Below are 19,438 nucleotides of genomic sequence, written 5' to 3' on the forward strand. Positions count from 1 at the left end.
CTAGGCCAGCAGGTCCTCCCGGTCCCCCATGACCACGACGGGATCACGGGCCGGGTCGAGGGTGCGGAGCAGGAACCGCATGGCCTCGGCGGAGAGGCCGATACAGGCCGAGGTACCGCCGCCGTGGTCCAGGTGGAGCCAGATGCTGCCGCCCCGCGCCCCGCCCCAGGGGCGGGTGGCGTCGTGCGGGGGCACGCCCCGCAGCCGGTTGTAGTCGATGGCGATGACGTAGTCGAAGTCGTGCTGGTACGCGGGACTCCAGGAGGAGGGGGGCGCGTAGTAGGCCCTGCCGTGGGTGTAGGCGAGCCGGGCGCCCGGGTCGGGGAGGACACCGCCCGCGTCGGTGACGGTGAACACGCCGACGGGGCTGCGCCCGTCGCCCGCGTGGTGGTCGGTGGTCCAGCCGTTGCGCCCGTTGTGGGCGGGCCAGCCGCCCAGCGGGCGCCAGCCGTCGCCGCCGAGGCCGTACAGCACGACCGTGGCGTCGGACGCGTCGCGGCCCTCTCCGTACACGACCAGAGCCTGGCCGGAGTCGGCGGGGATCGCGGCGCGCAGCCGCGCGCCGACGCCCGGCAACGCGGCCGGGTCGTCGCCCGGGACGGCGGCCTGCCTCGGCCGCTCCGCCCGGGACGGCCCGGCGGCCGGCCCGGCCGTCCTGCGCGGAGCCCCCGGTACGCCGTTCTTCGCCCCGTCACCGCCCACCGGTCCCCCGCATCCGGCGAGGGCCATCAGGACGGTGCCGCACGCCGCCGCCGTCACGACCCTGGCCCGCCGAACCCCGCCGGACGGTCCGGCACGCAGCGTTCGGATTGTTCGTGCCGCTGTCACCGTCTGCGCTCCCCGCGCCTTCTGTACCCTCTGCGCCTTCTGCACCGGGTCATCCTGGCACCACATAGCTGCCTATTAGCTGACTTTCTTCATATATGCCGCGTGTTGGGTGGTGCCTCCTGGCCGGGAGACGGTGGATTTCGCCGGGCGTCCGGGAAAACCGTTTGATTTCGACCACGCTCCGACGCGAACCTTTCACGGCTTGTCGCCACCTTCCCCCGACACGAGCCGCTGGGACGCCATGCAGATTCAAGACCTTCCGTATTCCGATCCGGGCGCGCCGGACGCGCGGTCGGGTCCCCGCTTCCTGTGGTGGCTCGGGCGGAACCAACTGGGTGGCCAGCTCAAGGCACTGGCCTGGGGACTGCTACACTTCGTGGCCGTCTCCGCGCTCCCGTTCTGCGTGGGGTTCGCCGTGCAGGCCGTCGTCGACCGCTCCGGCACCCGGCTCGCGCTGACGGGCGGTCTGCTCCTGCTGTGCGGCGCGGCGATCTCCCTGGGCGACACCTTCCTGCACCGGGCCGCCGTCACCAACTGGATCACCGCGGCCGCCCGGGTCCAGCAACTGCTCGCCCGCCGGGCCACCCGGCTCGGCTCGGCGCTGACCCGGCGTGTGGCGGCGGGCGAGGTGGTGGCCGTGTCCACCGGTGACGTCGAGAAGATCGGCTGGTTCGTCGAGGCGGTCTCCCGGTTCACCGCGGCCGCCCTGACCGTCGTCGTGGTCGGCGTCGGCCTGGTCCTCTACCAGCCCGCGCTCGGCTGGGTGGTCGCCGCGGGCCTGCCGCTGGTGGCGCTCGCCGTGCTCCCGCTGCTGCCCCGGGCGACCCGGCGGGCCGACCACCAGCGGGCCAGGGCCGGCCGGGCCACCGAGCTGGCCACGGACACCGTGGCGGGACTGCGGGTGCTGCGCGGCATCGGCGGCGAGGACCTCTTCCTCGACCGCTACCGCCGCGCCTCCCAGGAGGTACGGCGCGCCGCCGTACGCAGCGCCCGGATGTGGTCCCTGATCGCCGCGATCCAGGTGCTGACGCCCGGGCTGCTGCTGATCGCGGTGGTCTGGCACGGCGTCCACCTCGCCCGGCAGGGCCGGGTCACCGTCGGCGAACTGGTCACCGTCTACAGCTCGGTCATGATCCTCAACTACCCGTTGCAGCACTTCACCGAGATCGCCATGGCGTACTCCTTCTCGCGGCCCTCGGCCGCCCGGGCCGCCCGGGTGCTCTCCCTCGAGCGGGCCACCGACACCGGCGGCTCGCGCGCCGGCGCGGTACCGGGCGGTGACCTGTACGACCCGGACACCGGTCTGCTGGCACCCGCGGGCCGGCTCACCGCCGTGGTCTGCGGCGACCCCGACGCGGCCGGCCGGCTCGCCGAACGGCTGGGCGGCCACCCCGCCGAAGCCGCCCCGTCGGTGCTGCTCGGCGGTGTCCCCCTCGACGAACTGCCGCTGGAGACCGCCCGCACCGCCGTGCTCGTCCAGGACAAGGACCCGGTGCTGCTCTCCGGTTCGCTGCGCGAACTGCTCGACGTGCCGGCCTCCGGCGCCGTCCGGACCGAGGACGCGCTGGCCGCCGCGCAGTGCGAGGACGTTCTGGAGGCCCTGGTGCAGGGCTCGTTGGACGTCACCGACCCGCTGGACGCCCGGATCACCGAGCGGGGCCGCTCCCTGTCCGGCGGCCAGCGCCAGCGCCTCGCGCTCGCCCGGTCGCTGATCACCGACCCCGAGGTGCTCGTCCTGGACGAGCCGACGTCCGCCGTGGACTCGCACACCGAGGCGCGGATCGCGGAGGGCGTCCGCGAGGTGCGGTCCGGCCGTACGACCGTGGTGTTCACCTCCTCGCCGCTGCTGCTCGACCGGGCCGACCGGGTCGTCCTCGTCCACGAGGGCGAGGTCGAGGCGGTAGGGGTCCACCGCGACCTGGTGCGCACCGAACCCCGGTACCGCGCGGTGGTGACCCGCGAGACGGCCGAGCACCTCGCGGAACGGGACGGCGCGCTCGCGGAGCGGGAGGCCGCGTCGCGGGACGGCGCGCTCGCGGAGCGGGAGGCCGCGTCGCGGGGCGGCGGGTTCAAGGAGAAGGAAGCGGCGCTGCGGAGCGGCGCACTTGAAGAGATCGAGGAGAGCGCATGATCGGCGTCGCACCACCGGCCTACGACCCGGCGGCCCCGACGACGGCCACCACCCTCCCCGTCGGCGCCCCCGCCACGGTGCGTGCCTACGTGGCCGAGCTGTTCCGGCGGCACCGCCGGGCCTTCTCCGTCCTTGTCCTGGTCAACACGGTGGCCGTGATCGCCTCCATGGTCGGGCCCTACCTGCTCGGCGGAGTGATCGAGCGGGTGTCGGACGGCGCCCGCGAACTCCACCTGGGCCTGACCATCGGCCTGTTCGCGCTCGCGCTCGCCGTCCAGGCCGTCTTCGTGCGCGAGGTGCGGCTGCGCGGCGCGGTGCTCGGCGAGCGGATGCTGGCCGACCTGCGCGAGGACTTCCTCGTCCGGTCGGTAGGCCTGCCGCCGGGGGTTCTGGAACGGGCGGGCACCGGCGACCTGCTGTCCCGGATCACCACCGACATCGACCGGCTGGCCAACGCGATGCGGGAGGCCGTGCCACAGTTGTCGATCGGCGTGGTGTGGGTGGTGCTGCTGCTCGGCGGGCTCGTGGTCACGGCGCCGCCGCTGGCCCTCGCCATCCTGCCGGCCCTGCCTGTCCTGATCGTCGGCTGCCGCTGGTACTTCCGACGGGCCCCGGCCGGCTACCGGTCCGAGGCCGCCGGTTACGCGGCCGTGGCCGCCGTGCTCACCGAGTCCGTGGACGCCGGGCGCACCGTCGAGGCGCACCGCCTCGGCGCCCGCCGGATCGCCCTGTCCGACCGCCGGATCAAGGAATGGACCAGCTGGGAGCGGTACACGCTGTGGCTGCGTTCGGTGCTCTTCCCGGTCACCAACGCCACGCACACCACCGTGCTCGGCTCGGTGCTGCTGATCGGAGGCGTCCTCGTCCTGCACGGCCGGCTGGACGTCGGCCAGCTGACCACGGGCGCTCTCATCGCCCAGATGCTCGTCGAACCGGTCAACCTGATCCTGCGCTGGTACGACGAGGTCCAGGTCGCCCACGTGTCGCTGGCCCGGCTGGTCGGTGTGCGGGACATCGAGCCGGAGCCCGGCGACGCCTTGCTGGCCCCCGAGGGCCGTGAGGTGCACGCCGACGAGGTCCGCTTCGGCTACCTGCCGGGCGTCGACGTGCTGCGGCGGGTCTCTCTGGAGGTCGCGCCCGGCACCCGGCTCGCCCTGGTCGGCCCCTCGGGCGCGGGCAAGTCCACCCTGGGCCGGCTGCTCGCCGGGATCTACGCGCCCCGCGACGGCCGGATCACCCTGGGCGGCGCCGAGCTGTCCCGGATGACCGCCGAACGGGTCCGCTCCCATGTCGCCCTCGTCAACCAGGAGCACCACGTCTTCGTGGGCTCCCTCCGCGACAACCTGCTGCTCGCCCGTACCGACGCCGAGGACGCGGAGCTGTGGGCGGCCCTGGGCGCGGTCGACGCGGACGGCTGGGCGCGGTCCCTGGAGGAAGGCCTGGAGACCGAGGTGGGCTCCGGCGGCGTCACCCTGACCCCGGCACAGGCGCAGCAGATCGCGCTGGCCCGGCTGGTCCTGGCCGACCCACACACGCTGGTCCTGGACGAGGCGACCTCGCTCCTCGACCCGCGGGCCGCCCGCCATCTGGAACGCTCGCTCGCCCGGGTCCTGGACGGCCGCACCGTGGTCGCCATCGCGCACCGGCTGCACACCGCCCATGACGCGGATGTCATCGCCGTGGTGGAGAACGGCCGGATCAGCGAGCTCGGCAGCCACGACGAGCTGGTCGCCGCCGACGGCGCCTACGCGGCGCTGTGGCGGTCGTGGCACGGATGACCACCCGTGGCACGGGGTGCGGCGCGCCGCGGGTCGCGCCCCGTGCCGTTGCGCGGGTACGAGCAGGGGTGGAAGGCTGGAGAGCGGCACCGGTTCGGGGGCGGGCCGGGAACCCGAGGGTTCGCGGCGCGTGAGGCCCGTGCCGAGCGTGCCGGCGGCCCGCCACTCGGACCGCCGCCTCACTCCCTGGAGGTAGCCGTGACCACCGCCGACGGATGGGGGGACGACGTCTACCAGCCCGACGGATCCGAGATCCGCGAGGACACGGGACTGCTCGACGTGGAGGACACGCTGGAGGCCGACGGCGTCCGCGATCCCCTGGACCGGGGCTGGTCCCCGCCCGAGCGGCCGTGGGCCGTGGAGCACACCGGGGTGACCGCGGCCGAGGGCCACCGGGGCGAAACCCTGGACCAGCGTCTCGCCGAGGAGCTGCCCGATCCGGTGGCCCCCGACGGCGACGGCATCGGCGACTGCCAGGGCAGCGACGGCGAACTCCTCGACAACGAGGTCGGCGATCTGCGCTCCGGCCGTCTCGTGGCCCCCGACGAAGGGGCGCACGAGGACGACGAGAACGGCCTGGTCGCCACCGACGTCGGCATCGACGGCGCCGGGGCCTCCGCAGAGGAGGCCGCGATGCACATCGTCGACGAGGACACCGCCTACGGCTGACACCGAACCGCCCGGCCCGGCCGCCCTGTTCCCCGCGTACGCCCCGTTCGCCCCGTTCGAGGAGCCGCCATGCAGCAGGACAAGCACCCCGACTACCATCCGGTCGTCTTCCGCGACCGCGCCGCCGGATACGCCTTCCTGACCAGGTCCACCGCGACCAGCGAGCAGACGATCGACTGGGACGACGGCCGGACCTACCCGGTGGTCGACGTGGAGATCTCCTCCGAGAGCCACCCCTTCTACACCGGGAAGGCCCGCACGGTGGACACCGAGGGCCGGGTCGCGGCGTTCCAGCGGCGCTACGGAGGCGGCTCCACGGAGGCCGGCTGACCCCCGGGCGCCCGCGGTCAGATCACGTTCAGGGCGGCCGCGCAGCCTATGCCGCCCAGCACCATGAACACGGGCATCAGCACCCGGAGCTCGACCCAGCTGCCCGCGCGGAACCGCATCACCTTCGGCGGGCCCAGCGGGTACCAGCGCTTGCGGCCGATCGGGATGGGCCACAGGATCGGGCAGCCGGAGACGGTCAGCGCGTCCCCGATGTCGTGCACCAGCGCCCCCAGCACCACGGGAAGCCCCAGCCACAGGTACTCCTGGCCGGGCTGGGTGAACAGCCAGTCCGACCCGTTGTGCGGCTTGTCCAGGATGCCCGCCAGGATCCAGGCGCTGGTCGCCGCCAGCAGCCACACCAGCACGTCGCTGCTGGAGCCGCGGGCGGCCCGCCACAGCAGGCCCTCGATCGCCAGCACCATGTGCGCGAACAGGATCGCCAGCACCGCCCAGCGGCCGCCGAGGATCGCCGCGGCGGAACAGCCCCCGCCGATCAGCACCGCCCACACCCAGGTGTGGGTCAGGGTGCGGTGGCCGCCGGAACGGCGCGGGTCGCCCGGCTTGCGGGTCGACTTGTAGGCGGCGTAGGAGAGCTTGTCGACGATCTCGCAGAGCCAGCGTGACAGCGGTCCGAAGGCCCGCGAGATCGTGGCGGCCTTGTGGTCGAGGTCGGGGGCGAGCGCGGCGCCGGCGCAGATCAGTGCCCCGACCAGGAGCACCGGCCACGGCATCCCGTGCCCGGCCGCGGCGGCCGCGGCTCCGACGCCGAGCCAGGCGGCGGCTCCCGACAGTGAGTGTGCTGGTCCCATCATGGCCGCTGTGCGCCCCATTCCTCGTGTGCCGCTGTCCAGTTGACCGGGTGCGATGACGCTCCGTCGGCGACACAGCATAGGGGTCGTGATCATCCGCCTCGTAGCCGATTCCCCCCTCGGGGGTCGGGCCAGGCAAGATGGGTGCGTGACCCTCATCGATCGACTGCCGCCGACCGCCGACCCCGACGCCCTGTACGAAGCCTTCGAGTCCTGGGCCGGGGAGCGTGGTCTCACGCTCTACCCCCACCAGGAGGAGGCGCTGATCGAGGCGGTCTCCGGGGCGAACGTGATCGTGTCGACGCCGACCGGCTCCGGCAAGAGCATGATCGCCGCGGGCGCGCACTTCGCCGCCCTGGCCCGGGACGAGGTCACCTTCTACACGGCGCCGATCAAGGCGCTGGTGTCGGAGAAGTTCTTCGAGCTGTGCAAGATCTTCGGTACCGAGAACGTCGGCATGCTCACCGGCGACGCCTCCGTGAACTCCGACGCGCCCGTCATCTGCTGCACCGCCGAGGTGCTCGCCTCCATCGCCCTGCGCGACGGCAGGCAGGCCGACGTCGGCCAGGTCGTCATGGACGAGTTCCACTTCTACGCCGAGGGCGACCGCGGCTGGGCCTGGCAGATCCCGCTCCTCGAACTGCCGCAGGCGCAGTTCATCCTGATGTCCGCCACCCTCGGCGACGTCTCCTTCTTCGAGAAGGATCTCGCCCGCCGCACCGGTCGCCCCACCTCGGTGGTCCGCTCGGCGACCCGCCCGGTGCCGCTCTCCTACGAGTACAAGTTCACCCCGCTCACCGAGACGCTCACCGAACTGCTGGAGAGCAGGCAGGCGCCGGTGTACATCGTGCACTTCACCCAGGCGCAGGCCGTGGAGCGGGCGCAGGCCCTGATGAGCATCAACATGTGCTCGAAGGAGGAGAAGGAGCAGATCGCCGAACTGATCGGCAACTTCCGCTTCACCACCAAATTCGGCCGCAACCTCTCCCGGTACGTCCGGCACGGCATCGGCGTCCACCACGCCGGGATGCTGCCCAAGTACCGGCGGCTGGTGGAGAAGCTCGCGCAGGCCGGTCTGCTGAAGGTCATCTGCGGTACCGACACCCTGGGCGTGGGCGTCAACGTGCCCATCCGCACGGTGCTGTTCACCGCTCTGACCAAGTACGACGGCAACCGCGTGCGCACGCTGCGCGCCCGCGAGTTCCACCAGATCGCCGGCCGGGCGGGCCGGGCCGGCTTCGACACGGCCGGGCTGGTGGTCGCGCAGGCACCCGAGCACGTCATCGAGAACGAGAAGGCGCTGGCGAAGGCGGGCGACGACCCGAAGAAGCGGCGCAAGGTGGTGCGCAAGAAGGCACCGGAGGGTTTCGTCGCCTGGTCGGAGACCACGTTCGAGAAGCTGATCGCTTCCGAGCCGGAGCCGCTGACGTCGCGTTTCCGGGTGACGCACACGATGCTGCTGTCGGTGATCGCCCGTCCGGGCAACGCGTTCGAGGCGATGCGCCATCTGCTGGAGGACAACCACGAGCCGCGCAGGCAGCAGCTGCGGCACATCCGCCGGGCGATCGCCATCTACCGTTCGCTCCTCGACGGCGGCATCGTCGAGAAGCTGGACGAGCCGGACGCGAGTGGCCGGATCGTGCGCCTCACGGTCGACCTGCAGCAGGACTTCGCGCTGAACCAGCCGCTGTCCACCTTCGCCCTGGCCGCGTTCGAACTCCTCGACCCCGAGTCGCCCTCCTACGCCCTCGACATGGTGTCGGTCGTCGAGTCCACCCTGGACGACCCGCGCCAGATCCTGGTCGCCCAGCTGAACAAGGCCAAGGGCGAGGCGGTGGCCGCGATGAAGGCGGACGGCGTCGAGTACGAGGAGCGCATGGAGCGCCTCCAGGACGTCAGCTACCCGAAGCCCCTGGAAGAGCTGCTCTTCCACGCGTACGACACCTACCGCAAGAGCCACCCCTGGGTCGGCGACCATCCGCTGTCGCCGAAGTCGGTCATCCGGGACATGTACGAACGGGCGATGTCCTTCACCGAGTTGGTGTCCTTCTACGAGCTGGCCCGCACCGAGGGGATCGTGCTGCGCTACCTGGCGAGCGCGTACAAGACTCTCGACCACAACATCCCCGACGACCTCAAGTCCGAGGACCTCCAGGACCTGATCGAGTGGCTGGGCGAGATGGTCCGCCAGGTCGACTCCAGTCTCCTGGACGAGTGGGAGCAGCTCGCCAACCCGGAGGAGATGACGGCCGAGCAGGCTCAGGAGAAGGCGGACGAGGTCAAGCCGGTCACGGCCAACGCCCGCGCCTTCCGGGTCCTGGTCCGCAACGCGATGTTCCGCCGTGTGGAGCTGGCCGCCCTCGACCACGTCGAGGAGCTGGGCGATATGGACGCCGAAGCCGGCTGGGACGCCGACGCCTGGGGCGAGGCGATGGACAAGTACTGGGACGAGTACGAGGACCTGGGCACCGGGCCCGACGCCCGCGGTCCCAAGCTGCTCGTGATCAAGGAGGAGCCGGAGAACGCGCTGTGGCGGGTCCGGCAGATCTTCGACGACCCGAACGGCGACCACGACTGGGGCATCAGCGCGGAGATCGACCTGACGGCCTCCGACGCCGAGGGCCGCGCGGTCGTCCGCGTCACCGATGTCGGCCAGCTCTGACCCGGCCCGTTCCGACCCGGCCCATCCCGACCCGGCCCGTTCCGACCACAGGAGAACCCCGTCCATGACCAACCCGGCCGAGAGACTGGTCGACCTGCTCGACCTGGAGCAGATCGAGGTCAACATCTTCCGCGGCCGCAGTCCCCAGGAGTCCATCCAGCGGGTCTTCGGCGGCCAGGTGGCGGGCCAGGCGCTGGTCGCCGCCGGCCGTACCACCGAGGGCGACCGCCCCGTGCACTCGCTGCACGCGTACTTCCTGCGCCCCGGCAGGCCCGGGGTGCCGATCGTGTACCAGGTCGAGCGGATCAGGGACGGCCGGTCCTTCACCACCCGCCGGGTCACCGCGGTGCAGCAGGGCCGCACGATCTTCAATCTGACCGCCTCCTTCCACAAGCCTGAGGTGGGAGCCTTCGAGCACCAGCTGCCGCCGGCCCGCGAGATGCCGCACCCGGAGTCGCTGCCGACGCTCGCCGACGAGATCCGCAAGCATCTGGGCGAGCTGCCCGAGCAGTTGGAGCGGATGGCGCGCCGCCAGCCCTTCGACATCCGCTATGTCGACCGGCTGCGCTGGAACACCGAGGAGATATCGGGCTCCGAGCCGCGCAGCGCGGTGTGGATGCGCGCGGTCGGTCCGCTGGGTGACGATCCGCTGGTGCACACCTGCGCGCTCACCTACGCCAGCGACATGACCCTGCTGGACGCGGTGCGGGTCCCCGTCGAACCCCTGTGGGGGCCGCGGAACTTCGACATGGCCTCGCTGGACCACGCCATGTGGTTCCACCGGCCGTTCCGCGCCGACGAGTGGTTCCTGTACGACCAGGAGTCGCCCATCGCCACGGGCGGTCTGGGGCTGGCCCGCGGGCGGGTCTACGACGTGGAGGGGCGCCTGCTGGTGTCGGTCGTCCAGGAGGGGCTGTTCAGAGCCCTGTAGTCCGGTGCAGGTGGCGCAGCCAGCCGCGCAGGCCGCGCGGCTGCCCGCGCTCGATTCCGACCGGGTGCGGTCGTCCGGCCGGGCGGGGCGCGGGCCGGACCGCGCGTGCCTCCGCCACGGCCCGTGCCAGGTCGTCGCGGAACCAGTCGATCTCGTCCGGCTCGTCCGCCGTCATCAGTTTCTCGGCGAGCAGCGCGGTCGGCGTGCCCGCCGCGCCGTGGACCGGCGGGGACGGCCGCAGGGACTTCACCTGCGCGCGCTCGTGGGGATCCGTCAGCACGCCGTCGATCTCACCGGGGTCCAGGAAGGCCGCCACCGCTCCGGCCCGCTCCCACGGTCCGGTCGCCGCCCTCAGCAGGAAGCCGCAGTGCCGTCCGCGCCAGTTGCGGGCCCGCCGGTCCGCTCCGGCCCTCAGCCGGTCCCGCAGCTCCCCGGGAGTACGGCCGGTGAGGAGACGGGCGTTGTCCTCCTCGGCCGCGAACCGTCGCAGTTCGTCGGCGAGATAGAGCCAGACCACCGCCCGGTAGCGGTTCGGGTACCAGTGCACGGGCGTCACCAGGCCGAGTTTCGCGATGCGGGTGAACCGGGCGGCCGGGATGTTCATCAGGGCCGCGCTCTCGGTCGTACCGACGGACCGCACGCTCTCGCGGAGGGATTCCACCCGGTCCCGGAGCCGTTCGATCTCCGCGTGGGAGACGCGGCCTCCTCCGCCGCCCTCGTCGGGCACGGTGCGGATCCGGCCGAGGTGCACCCCGAGTTCGAGCTCCGAGCGCCTGAGGCCCAGTTCACGGGCGGCGCGGCCGAAGGTGCAGCCGAGCGGGCGGGGTCGGGCGATGGCGATGCCGGTCATGGTCGTACTCCCCCGTGGAGCGGGTGGCTCGCGCCGGATGCGCTCGCCGTGAAAAAACCGTAACCGCTCCGGAGAATCCGCGGGCAGGCCTGTGGACAACTCCGCGTCTGGGGAGAAACAGCAGGTCAGAGGTCGATCGAGGAGGAACGCTCCGGTTGCCGGAGGTCCACGCCGAGGTGTTCGCCGACCCGGTTGACGAGCAGGGTCATCTCGTAGGCGATCTGCCCGATGTCGGCCTCCGCACCGCTGAGCACGCACAGGCAGCTGCCGGTTCCGGCGGCCGTGACGAAGAGGACCGCGTCGTCGTACTCGATCATCGTCTGGCGGACCTGGCCCGCGCCGAAGTGCCGTCCGGAGCCCTTGGCGAGGCTGTGCAGCCCGGAGGCGACCGCGGCAAGATGCTCCGCGTCCTCCCGGCGAAGGCCGGTGCTCGCTCCGGTGACCAGCCCGTCGTTCGACAGGACCAGCGCGTGCCGTACGTGCTCCACGCGCTCGGTCAGGTCGTCGAGCAGCCAGCCGAGTCCCTGGTTCTGCGCCATGTCGTTGCGTCTCCCCGTGTGCCGTCTCCCCCTGGCGGGAGGATCTCTCCCGCCAGCCTTCCCCACCACCGGCGTCCGGGCAAGGAGGATGGGGGCATGGCACACAAGATGACCGATGAGGAATGGCGGGCGTTCGTCTCGCAGGGCACCCGCACCGGCAAGCTCTCCACCGTCAGGGCCGACGGCAGCCCGCACGTGGCGCCCGTCTGGTTCCTGCTGGACGGGGACGACCTGGTCTTCAACACCGGTAAGGACACCGTTAAGGGGCGCAACCTGGCCCGCGACGGGCGGGTCGCCCTCTGCGTGGACGACGACCGGCCCCCCTTCGAGTTCGTGGTGCTGAGCGGGACCGCCCGGTTGTCGGAGGAACCGGCCGCGCTGCGTGACTGGGCCACCCGGATCGCGGCCCGTTACGTGGGAGAGGACCGGGCGCAGGAGTTCGGCGCCCGCAACGGCGTCCCGGGCGAACTGCTGGTCCGGGTCGCCGTGGAGAAGGTGGTCGCGCTCAAGGACCTCACCGGCTGACGCTCAGCTCACCGAGTCGAGGAGCCGGGCGGTGTACATCCGCCCGGCGTATTCGACGAGCCGGATCAGCACCTCCTTACCGGAGTCCCGGTCCCGTGCGTCGCAGAGCACCACGGGTGTGCCCTGGTCGAGGTCCAGGGCGCGGGAGACGTCACGCGCCCCGTAGCTCCGGGCGCCTACGAAGCAGTTGACGGCGACGACGAACGGGATGCGCCGGTGCTCGAAGTAGTCGACCGCCGGGAAGCAGTCCTCCAGGCGACGGGTGTCGGCGAGGACGACCGCCCCGAGGGCTCCCTGCGACAACTCGTCCCAGAGGAACCAGAAGCGGTCCTGCCCCGGGGTGCCGAAGAGGTAGAGGGAGAGCCCGGAGCGGATGGTGATGCGCCCGAAGTCCATGGCGACGGTGGTGGTGACCTTCTGGTCGACGCCGTCGGTGTCGTCGACCGACTGGCCCGCCTCACTGAGCAACTCCTCGGTGCGCAGCGGCCGGATCTCGCTGACGGCGCCGACCAGGGTCGTCTTGCCGACGCCGAAGCCGCCGGCGACCAGAATCTTCAGCGCCATGGCCGACGTGTCGTCGGTCACGGGCTCGGAGTGCTCGGAGACCATGATCACTTCTCTCGTGAGGACCGGCTGCGCACGACTTGCTCTGGGGACTGGGGGCTGAGGACTGGGGATCGAGGACTGAAGGCCGGGGACTCCGCTCGGGCCTCGCGGGACGCGGCATCGCTCCGGCCGCTCCGGTCGGTCCGATCCGGACGTGAAGCCAGCATCATGACAACTGCCGACGCCGCCTGGGCGGTTGGACCGGAACACGTCTGTTCTGACCGGCGCGCCTCCGGTTCGTTCCGAATGCTCATCTACAGTGCCCGCAATCCCGCGATGACCTCGTGCAGAATGCGTTCGTCCGGGAGCTGTGCCGGGGGCACCGGACGGCTCACGGTGACGCAGCCCAGTTCCAGGAGATCACCGAGGAGCACGCGGACCACGCCCACGGGAAGGTCGGCGCCGGCGGCGAGTTCGGCGACGGACTGCGTCTCCGTCCGGCACAGGTCGATCAGCGTCCGGTGTTCGGGGCCGTGCGGGGTGTCGTCGTCGACGCCGGGCGCTCCCGGGTCGAGCGTGACCAGGGCGATCAGGTCGAACCGCACCCCGCTGGGGCCGGATCTGGTACGGCCGCCGGTCATGGCGTAGGGCCGGACGAGCGGCCCGGCCTCGCCGTCGTACCACTGGCTCCCCGGCTCGCGCGGGGCGCCGGTCGTGAACTGATTCATCGGGGGCGCTTCCGGTTCATCCGGCGGCGGGCGGCCTGGCGGCGACCCGCGGCGCGCTGTGCAGGTGCTCGCCGACGCGTTTGACCAGGCGTGCCATCTCGTAGGCGACCAGGCCGATGTCGGCGGTGACTGCGGTGAGCACGGCCAGGCAGGAACCGTCGCCCGCCGCGGCCACGAAAAGGAACGCGTCGTCCATCTCGACCATGGTCTGGCGCACTCCGCCCGCCCCGAAGTGCCGTCCGGTGCCCTTGGCGAGGCTGTTGAAACCGGATGCGACGGCGGCGAGGTGCTCGGCGTCCTCGCGTCCGAGCGCGGTCGAGGCGCCGACGGCGAGGCCGTCGTTGGACAGCACCACCGCATGCCGTACTTCCTCGACCCGCAGCACCAGGTCGTCCAGCAACCAGTCGAGTTCGCCGGACCGGTGGTCGGTCCTCATCCCGGGATCCTGGATCATGCGTGGTCTCCTTCGGTGCTGTCGGCGCCCACTTCGGGTTCCGGGGTGGTCGTACGGCCGGGCCGCCTGCCGCCGCCGCGCGCCCAGCCGTCGCGGTAGGCCGTCATGCGGTCGCGGACGAGCTCGGGGGTGCGCTCCTCGCCGCGTCGGGCCGGCGTGGGTTCGTCGGAGCGGGGATCGCGCAGTTGGGGGGCGAGATGCGCCTGCCGCACCCGGCGCGGGAGGTCGTCGTCGCGGGATTCGGAGTCGTGCGGCGGGCGGTGTGGCCTCAAGGTCGTGACTCCGGGGGGAGGTGGTTCGGGCGCCGGTTGCGCGGTGGGACGGGGAGCGTGGGCGGCGGCAGCGGGGGGCGCGTGGGTGGCGGCGAGGACGGGCCGGACGGCGGGGGCGACGGGTGCGGCGGCCTGCGGAAGGACGGTGCCGGGCACGCGCGCGTGCTCGCGGTCCGGTTCCCGTCCGATGCCGGCCGCCGGACCGGCGGAACGTTCCACCGCACTCCCGTGCAGCAGGGCCTTGGGCAGCAGGACCACCGCGGTGGTGCCGCCGTAGGGGGAGGTGCGCAGGTGCACCCTGATGCCGTGGCGGGCCGCGAGCCGGCTGACGACGAAGAGGCCGAGCCGGTCGCTGTCGAACAGGTCGAGGGCCTCGGACTGCTCGATGCGCCGGTTGGCCTCGGCGAGGGTCTCCTCGCCCATGCCGAGGCCCCGGTCCTCGACCTCCAATACGTAGCCGTTGCCGACGGGTTCCCCGCAGACGCGTACGCGCGTGTGCGGCGGCGAGAACTGGGCGGCGTTCTCGACGACTTCGGCGAGCAGGTGGGTGAGGTCGGCCACGGCCGTGCCGGTGACGGCCGCCTCGGGGAACCTGCGTATCTCCACGCGCGCGTAGTCCTCGACCTCCGACACCGCGGCCCGTACGACGTCGGTGAGGGAGACCGGAGTGCGCCAGGCCCGGCCGGGAGCCGCGCCGGACAGGATGATCAGGCTCTCCGCGTGCCGGCGCATGCGGGTGGTCAGGTGGTCGAGGCGGAACAGGTCGCTCAGTTCGTCGGGGTTGTCGGAGCGGCGCTCCATGCTGTCCAGCAGGCTCAGCTGACGGTGGACCAGGACCTGGCTGCGACGGGCCAGGTTGACGAAGACGCCCGAGATGCCGGAGGCGAGTTCGGCGCGCTCGACCGCGGCGCGCAGCGCGGCCCGGTGGACGGTGCCGAGGGCCTCCGCGACCTGTCCGGTCTCGTCCTCCGCGGGCGGTCCCAGGGGGGCCTCCGCGCGGACGTCGATCTCCTCACCGGCCCGCAGTCTGCCCATCGCCTCGGGGAGCTTGCGCCGGGCGATCTCCAGAGCGCGGTTGCGCAGGCTCACCAGCTCGACCACGAGGCCGCGCCCGATGCGTACCGAGATGACGAGGGAGGCCGCCACCGCGAGGAGACCGAAGAGGACGGCGGCCCCGGCCGGGGTGAGCAGGCCGCGGGCGAACGGATCGGCCCGGCCCGCGACCGCCCGGGCCGTGCCGGTCTGGATGGACCGCATCCCGTCCTGCACGCGCGCGTGGGCGGTGTCCCAGGTCCCTTCAGGGGCCGCGGCGAGCGCCCCGGCTCCGGGCCGGCCGCCCAGGATCCCGTCCTCCGCGGCGCTCAGCGCGGCGTAGTCGCGGCCGGCCGTGAGGCGATGCCAGGCGGTGCGCTGCGCGGCGGGCAGATCGGCTACGGCGGCGTCGGTCAGGACCCGCCGGGTGTTCACGGCGCCGGTGAACAGGCTCAGCCGCGCGCCGGCCAGGCCGCCGCTCCGCCGGGCGCCGGCCAGGACGGCGTCCTCCTGGGCCAGTGCCTCGCCGGCACGGGAGAACTCGAGCAGCACGCGCGCGTCGGCGCCCATGTCGTCGGCCTGGACGCCGGTGAGCGCGCCGTCCACGGCGAAGGCCGTGGCGATGGTCTGTGTGTACCGCGTGTAGGCCTCGTCCCGGCCGGCGCTCCGGTCCCCCACCGCCGAACGCAGGGTGCGCAGTTGCCCGGCGCCGGTGACGAAGGTCCGCAGGCGCTCGGCGACACCGGAGGGCAGTTCCCCGCTGTCGGCGACGGTGCTGTCCTTGCCCAGCCGCAGTCCGGCCACGGCCCGGTCGGTGCGGGCACCGGCCCTCCTGAGGTCACCGGCCCGTTCGGCGGTGGGGTCGGCCGTGTACCGGACGGCCGCGGTCCGTTCGGCCTGGAGCGCGGTGACGGCGCCGGCGACCGGGGTCCGGAGCGCGGCGTCCACACGCTGGGACTGGCGCAGCCGGGAGACGTCCTGTGCGGTGGTGACCGTGGCGTAGGCCCACAGCGCGAGCAGGGACACCACCGGCACCATGAGCAGGCAGACGACCTTGGCCCGCACGGTCCGGGGCCGGAGCCGCCGGCCCGTGGCGCGCCGGTCGCCGGCCGCGGCACCGACGACGTCCACGGGCTCGTCGGCGGGGGCTCCCGCGTGCGCGCGGCGGCCGCGCGGTGGCCGCGGGGCCGGTGTCTGCGGGCCTGCTGCTGGGGTTCTACGGGAAGTACGCATGGCCTCCTCGCTCGGGAGTGGGTCGGGGACCGCGGGGCCGGGCCGGCTCCGCTCCCGGCGGCGGGTCGGGACGGCGCGGGGTCCGGCCGGTCAGCGTGCGGTACTGGTGACGGGCCGCTGGGCCGAGGCGGACGCCTCGCGTTCGACGGCGGTGGGCGACAGCGCGACGAAGGCCGAGGTGAGGAACAGGTAGGACCCGAGGCCGACGGCGAGCGGGAAGATGAACTGCATCGCCGTGGCGCCGGGCAGGGCGGAGCCGGAGGGGGTGACGTGCACGCTCACCGCGAACATCCCGGTGTAGTGCATGCTGCTGACGGCCGCCCCCATGACCAGGGACGCGGCGGTGACCGCGACGGGTGACCTGATGTTGAGCGCCGCCCACAGGGCCGCGGTCGCGGCGGCCACCGCGATGAGCACGGAGAGTGCGACGAGCATCGGGTCGTAGCGCACGTCCCCGTGCAGCCGGACGGCCGCCATGCCGAGGTAGTGCATGCTGGCGACGCCCAGGCCGGTGGTGAGCCCGCCCAGCAGAAGTGCCCGGTTGCGGTCGCGGCCGTAGCCGACGGCGAAGACACCGGCGGTGACCACGATCACGGCGACCAGCAGGCTGAGGATGGTCAGTGGCACGTCGTAGCGGATGTCGGTGCCGCTGACCCCGAAGCCCAGCATGGCCACGAAGTGCATGGTCCAGATGCCGGTGCCGAGCGCGGAGGCCGCGGTGAGCAGCCAGTTGCGGCGTGCGCGCCCGGTGCTGCCGAGGGCGCGGACGGTGCAGCGCAGTCCCAGTGCGGCGCCGATGCAGGCCATGGCGTACGACAGCACGGGGGTCAGCCAGCCGAAGGTGGCGTGGTCCAGGTGTCCCATGGCCAAAGGACGCTAGGGGGCGTGGAAATGCAAACGGGGGCGCATTTCGAAAGGTGATGCAATGTGACCTGGAGCTGTGCCGGAACGATCGCGTCCGGCTCGAACGTGCGCGCAGGTTCGTCCTCCGTGACGGTGAGGGAACATGCGGAACATGAGCGACGACCACACGCACGTCCAGGAGTTCTTCACCGCGCGAGCGGCCGGCTGGGACAGCAGGTTCCCCGACGACGGTCCCGCCTACGCGGCGGCGGTGGCCGAGTCGGGGCTGCGCGCCGGTGACCGGGTGCTCGACGCGGGCTGCGGCACGGGCCGCGCGCTGCCGCCGCTGCGCGCGGCCGTGGGCCCCTCGGGCACGGTCCTCGGGCTGGACCTGACCCCGGCGATGCTCCAGGCCGCGGTGCGCGCCGGACGGCAACGCGACGGGCTCCTGCTGCTCGCGGACGTCGCCGCCCTGCCACTGCGCGGGGAGTCCCTGGACGCGGTGTTCGCCGCGGGTCTGATCGCCCATCTGCCCGAGCCCGCCCGGAATCTGCGGGAGTTGGCGCGTGTGGTCCGCCCCGGCGGCACGCTCGCCCTGTTCCACCCCGTCGGCCGCGCGGCTCTGGCGGCGCGCCAGGGACGGCGGATCACCTCCGACGACCTGCGCGCGGAAGGCAATCTCGGCCCACTGCTCGCCCGTTCGGGCTGGCACCTGACCTCGTACGTGGACGAGGACGCACGGTTCCTCGCCCTCGCGGTCCGCGAGGCCTGACCGACGGCGCCCGGGGCGAAGAGGTCGGGGCGCCCGGAGGCGAGGCCCTGCCCGCCGCCGGCCCCGGCACCGGACGCGCGCCGGTGCTTCGCGAGGGACGGACGCCCTCTTCTGTCGCCGGGAGTTCGACTCTAGGTTCGGTGGAGGAAGGCGAGTGTTCGCGAACGGCAGCCGACAGGAGCAGGGGAAGGTGACCGGAGTGTTCGAACGGATACGCGCGTACACGGGCAGACTGCCTGGCACAGCGGGCCCGGGGGTGCCCGAGCGGCGTGACAGGCGTGCGCACAACTTGTTCGAGGCCGCGGCCGCCCACGTCGCGGCCCGCGCGGAGGACGATCAGGACCGGATGGAGGAGACGGCGGGCTGGGTGTCGCCGGAGGCGATGTCGTTCGGGGTGAGCGAACTGGCCTGCCGTGCGGTCCTCACCCTGGCACGGGAACGGGGGCAGTCCCCGGGGACGGTGGCCCGCGACCTCCTCGGACTGCCGGTCGCCTGAGGCTTCGCCCCACCGAGGTCGTTTCGTCCCCGTCTCGGTGGAAAGCCGCAGCTCCGGGTCTGGTGGCCGGTCGTGACAACGGCCTTCCGCTCGCACTAGGGTGCGCGCCGTTGGACGAACGACTGGGAGGCAGGCATGGCCGGGACGGACGAGGAGGCTCTCGCCGCCGACGAGGCGCTGTACGTGCTCACTGCGGTGCTGCTGACGCCGGCGCAGTTTCCGAGCGTGCTGGGCGACGACTACCCCGAGGCCTGCGCGGCGCTGGAGCTGGCACCGCGCGCCGACGGGTACGGCCTGGTGCTCGGCCAGGACGGCGGCGGGGCGCGCTGGACGGTCGTCGTGGACGACGTCTCGCTGGTCGCCGTGGCGATCGCGTCGTGGGACTGCGGCATGGAGCACGACCTCTCCCCGGACGAGCGCACGGTGGTCGCCGCCCTGCCCGGCTGGCCGCTCGCGGTCGCCGTGTCGGCCCCGAACGTCCCCGCCCCGCACGATCCCGGCCCGGAGATGGCGGACCGCGTCCCGCTGACCCCACCGGACACGAGCTGCTGGGGTCCGGCGCAGCGGCGGCTGGGTGCCGACGAGATCGCCCTCCAGTGGGCGGTGTGGCGGGAGCAGATCGGCGACGACTACTTCCCGGAGCCGCCGGACCTTGCACCGCAGGCGCCCGGGAACGCCCCTGGGGACGGTGAGGCGGCCCCGAAGGGCCACCTCGGCGTCCGGCGGGTCATCGCCGAGGCGCGCGGCTACGTCGACACGCCGCCGCCGCTCGGCCGGGTCCGCTCGTCGTTCGCCCCCGGCGACGCCCGTACGCTGCGGGCCGACGGGCCCGGCTGGTCGATGGTGGCCCGCACCGACGACATCGCCTTCGTACTTCTCGACGAGGAGCCCGGAGAGGTCATGCCCGTGGGCAGGGGACCGGGGCTGCCCGGCCTCCTGGAGGCCCTCGACAAGATGGCCGTACGGCCCCTGTGAGCCCTGCCGGGTCCGGCCCCCGCCGGGAAGTCCGC

At 73.0% G+C, this 19,438-nt stretch carries 19 protein-coding genes; 10 read left to right on the plus strand and 9 right to left on the minus strand.

The genetic code is table 11. The features are described from left to right. Positions 1–729, minus strand: a complete 729-nt coding sequence (locus tag ACFY3I_RS26560; RefSeq protein ID WP_390863270.1) for a L,D-transpeptidase family protein — start codon at positions 727–729, stop codon at positions 1–3. Positions 730–1,069: 340 nt separating this feature from the next. Between ACFY3I_RS26560 and ACFY3I_RS26565 the strand changes: the two genes are divergently transcribed. From ACFY3I_RS26565 to ACFY3I_RS26580, 4 genes are all read left to right on the plus strand, one after another. Beyond that, the gene (locus ACFY3I_RS26565) at positions 1,070–2,959 is read left to right on the plus strand and encodes an ABC transporter transmembrane domain-containing protein (RefSeq protein ID WP_390863272.1); all 1,890 of its coding nucleotides are present in this window, start codon (positions 1,070–1,072) and stop codon (positions 2,957–2,959) included. Continuing rightward, positions 2,956–4,737: an ABC transporter ATP-binding protein gene (locus ACFY3I_RS26570; protein WP_390863274.1), complete on the plus strand. Its 1,782-nt coding sequence runs from the start codon at positions 2,956–2,958 to the stop codon at positions 4,735–4,737. The genes ACFY3I_RS26565 and ACFY3I_RS26570 overlap by 4 nt, the downstream gene beginning before the upstream one ends. Before the next feature lie 198 nt (positions 4,738–4,935). Then, on the plus strand, positions 4,936–5,406 hold the full coding sequence (locus tag ACFY3I_RS26575; protein WP_365291180.1) for a DUF5709 domain-containing protein: 471 nt from the start codon (positions 4,936–4,938) through the stop codon (positions 5,404–5,406). A 69-nt stretch (positions 5,407–5,475) separates the two neighbouring features. Beyond that, positions 5,476–5,736: a type B 50S ribosomal protein L31 gene (locus tag ACFY3I_RS26580; RefSeq protein WP_365291182.1), complete on the plus strand. Its 261-nt coding sequence runs from the start codon at positions 5,476–5,478 to the stop codon at positions 5,734–5,736. Between the two features lie 17 nt (positions 5,737–5,753). On the opposite strand, the gene ACFY3I_RS26585 is transcribed toward ACFY3I_RS26580, so the two are convergent. Then, a complete protein-coding gene (locus ACFY3I_RS26585; RefSeq protein WP_365291184.1) occupies positions 5,754–6,548 on the minus strand; it encodes a metal-dependent hydrolase in 795 nt (264 codons plus the stop codon). Between the two features lie 145 nt (positions 6,549–6,693). Between ACFY3I_RS26585 and ACFY3I_RS26590 the strand changes: the two genes are divergently transcribed. Together ACFY3I_RS26590 and ACFY3I_RS26595 are read left to right on the plus strand one after the other, a co-directional pair. Further along, a complete protein-coding gene (locus tag ACFY3I_RS26590) occupies positions 6,694–9,207 on the plus strand; it encodes a DUF3516 domain-containing protein (protein ID WP_390863277.1) in 2,514 nt (837 codons plus the stop codon). Positions 9,208–9,271: 64 nt separating this feature from the next. Continuing rightward, positions 9,272–10,138, plus strand: a complete 867-nt coding sequence (locus tag ACFY3I_RS26595) for an acyl-CoA thioesterase (protein WP_390863279.1) — start codon at positions 9,272–9,274, stop codon at positions 10,136–10,138. Here ACFY3I_RS26595 and ACFY3I_RS26600 read toward each other — a convergent pair. Both ACFY3I_RS26600 and ACFY3I_RS26605 read right to left on the minus strand, forming a co-directional pair. Then, positions 10,125–10,988, minus strand: coding sequence for a DUF6397 family protein (locus ACFY3I_RS26600; protein WP_390863281.1), 864 nt, complete (start codon positions 10,986–10,988; stop codon positions 10,125–10,127). The two genes, ACFY3I_RS26595 and ACFY3I_RS26600, sit on opposite strands and share 14 nt — an antisense overlap. Positions 10,989–11,113: 125 nt before the next feature. Further along, the gene (locus tag ACFY3I_RS26605; protein ID WP_390863282.1) at positions 11,114–11,527 is read right to left on the minus strand and encodes a roadblock/LC7 domain-containing protein; all 414 of its coding nucleotides are present in this window, start codon (positions 11,525–11,527) and stop codon (positions 11,114–11,116) included. A gap of 96 nt (positions 11,528–11,623) precedes the next feature. On the opposite strand from ACFY3I_RS26605, the gene ACFY3I_RS26610 reads away from it, so the two are divergent. After that, positions 11,624–12,052, plus strand: a complete 429-nt coding sequence (locus tag ACFY3I_RS26610) for a PPOX class F420-dependent oxidoreductase (protein ID WP_365291193.1) — start codon at positions 11,624–11,626, stop codon at positions 12,050–12,052. Positions 12,053–12,055: 3 nt separating this feature from the next. On the opposite strand, the gene ACFY3I_RS26615 is transcribed toward ACFY3I_RS26610, so the two are convergent. The 5 genes from ACFY3I_RS26615 to ACFY3I_RS26635 form a co-directional block, all read right to left on the minus strand. After that, complete coding sequence (locus tag ACFY3I_RS26615) at positions 12,056–12,661, minus strand: ATP/GTP-binding protein (protein ID WP_390863284.1); 606 nt, start codon at positions 12,659–12,661, stop codon at positions 12,056–12,058. Positions 12,662–12,912: 251 nt separating this feature from the next. After that, the gene (locus ACFY3I_RS26620) at positions 12,913–13,326 is read right to left on the minus strand and encodes a DUF742 domain-containing protein (protein ID WP_390863286.1); all 414 of its coding nucleotides are present in this window, start codon (positions 13,324–13,326) and stop codon (positions 12,913–12,915) included. A gap of 16 nt (positions 13,327–13,342) precedes the next feature. Continuing rightward, on the minus strand, positions 13,343–13,780 hold the full coding sequence (locus ACFY3I_RS26625) for a roadblock/LC7 domain-containing protein (protein WP_390863288.1): 438 nt from the start codon (positions 13,778–13,780) through the stop codon (positions 13,343–13,345). Beyond that, positions 13,777–16,317, minus strand: a complete 2,541-nt coding sequence (locus tag ACFY3I_RS26630) for a nitrate- and nitrite sensing domain-containing protein (protein ID WP_390863289.1) — start codon at positions 16,315–16,317, stop codon at positions 13,777–13,779. The genes ACFY3I_RS26625 and ACFY3I_RS26630 overlap by 4 nt, the downstream gene beginning before the upstream one ends. 90 nt (positions 16,318–16,407) lie before the next feature. After that, the gene (locus tag ACFY3I_RS26635; protein ID WP_365291203.1) at positions 16,408–17,181 is read right to left on the minus strand and encodes an MHYT domain-containing protein; all 774 of its coding nucleotides are present in this window, start codon (positions 17,179–17,181) and stop codon (positions 16,408–16,410) included. A gap of 142 nt (positions 17,182–17,323) precedes the next feature. Between ACFY3I_RS26635 and ACFY3I_RS26640 the strand changes: the two genes are divergently transcribed. The 3 genes from ACFY3I_RS26640 (at position 17,324) to ACFY3I_RS26650 (ending at position 19,403) form a co-directional block, all read left to right on the plus strand. Next, a complete protein-coding gene (locus ACFY3I_RS26640) occupies positions 17,324–17,932 on the plus strand; it encodes a class I SAM-dependent methyltransferase (RefSeq protein WP_390863291.1) in 609 nt (202 codons plus the stop codon). Positions 17,933–18,164: 232 nt separating this feature from the next. Beyond that, the gene (locus tag ACFY3I_RS26645) at positions 18,165–18,428 is read left to right on the plus strand and encodes a hypothetical protein (RefSeq protein WP_390863337.1); all 264 of its coding nucleotides are present in this window, start codon (positions 18,165–18,167) and stop codon (positions 18,426–18,428) included. A 135-nt stretch (positions 18,429–18,563) separates the two neighbouring features. Further along, positions 18,564–19,403: a hypothetical protein gene (locus ACFY3I_RS26650; protein WP_390863293.1), complete on the plus strand. Its 840-nt coding sequence runs from the start codon at positions 18,564–18,566 to the stop codon at positions 19,401–19,403. Positions 19,404–19,438: the final 35 nt, after the last annotated feature.

This window comes from Streptomyces sp. NPDC001068 (genome assembly GCF_042897315.1).
Lineage (GTDB): Bacteria > Actinomycetota > Actinomycetes > Streptomycetales > Streptomycetaceae > Streptomyces.